This is a genomic window from Streptomyces sp. SID11385, assembly GCF_010548245.1.
Lineage (GTDB): Bacteria > Actinomycetota > Actinomycetes > Streptomycetales > Streptomycetaceae > Streptomyces.
Genome location: NZ_JAAGLR010000772.1, coordinates 1 through 976, shown reverse-complemented (window position 1 = coordinate 976; position 976 = coordinate 1). Strand labels below are relative to the sequence as shown.

Annotated in this window: 1 protein-coding gene; it reads right to left on the bottom strand. The window is 78.8% G+C overall.

Annotation, left to right across the window (positions count from 1 at the left end):
* Nucleotides 1-31: 31 nt before the first annotated feature.
* Nucleotides 32-835, bottom strand: coding sequence for a methyltransferase domain-containing protein (locus G3I42_RS23770; RefSeq protein ID WP_203607235.1), 804 nt, complete (start codon nucleotides 833-835; stop codon nucleotides 32-34).
* Nucleotides 836-976: the final 141 nt, after the last annotated feature.

Here is a 976-nt window from a genome sequence, read left to right as displayed (position 1 = left end):
CCGTCCCCGTCTCACCCGTACGGGGCGCCGCTCAGACCCGGCGCAGTGCCACGAAGCGGCGGCCACCGGCCTCCCACTCCCCCGCGCCCGTCCACGCGCCGGTGTCCTCCGCGTGGCGCAGGAGCGCGGTGCTGCCGAGGCGGGCCCAGGGGAAGGGCGTGCCGTGGGCGCCGCGACCGTCGCCGACGCGGACGCTGAGGCGTTCGTCGAGCGCGTGCGCCGCGGTCTCGACGAGGAGGGTGCCGCCGGGACGGACGAGTTCGGCGGTGCGCCGCAGCAGCCGGGGCGGATCGCCCCCGATGCCGATGTTGCCGTCCACGAGGAGCGCGGTGTGCCAGCCGCCGGTGCCGGGCAGCGGCGCGAAGACGGAGCGGCACAGCGCGCCGCCGCCCGAACGCACGGCGCGGGCGACGGCGTGCGGGTTCGAGTCGATGCCGAGGGCGGTGAGACGGCGTTCGGCGAGTGCGACGAGGAAGCGTCCGGGGCCGCAGCCGATGTCGAGGACGCTGCCGCGGCAGCGGTCGATGACGGTGCGGTCGGCCGCGTCGGGAGCGGCGCACCAGCGCTCGATGTCGAGCGGGTGCCGGGTGCCGTCCTCGCGGTGCAGGTAGAGCGGCCCGCGCCCGGAGCGCAGCGCCGCGCTCCAGGGGTCGCAGCGGCTCCAGGCGTGCTCCTCGTGGACCTCGTGCGCCTCCGTCGGCGCGGGCTCGGGCGCGGTGGGCGGGGGCGCGGTGGAGTGGAGTGCGGCGGGCGGGGGCGCGGTGGGCTGCGCCGCGGTGGACTGGGGGGCGGTGGGCTCGGGGCGGGTGTGCGGGACGCGGGGCGGGGCGCTCATGGGTGGCTCCCCGTGGTCGTACAGGACGTCAGGAGGCCCTGGGGCAGGGCGGCGACGGCGGCGGCGAAGCGGGAGTGCGGGGCGAGGGCCGCGACGCTCAGCGCGTCGGGGGCGGTGTCGACGTCGGTGAGGGTGACGAGG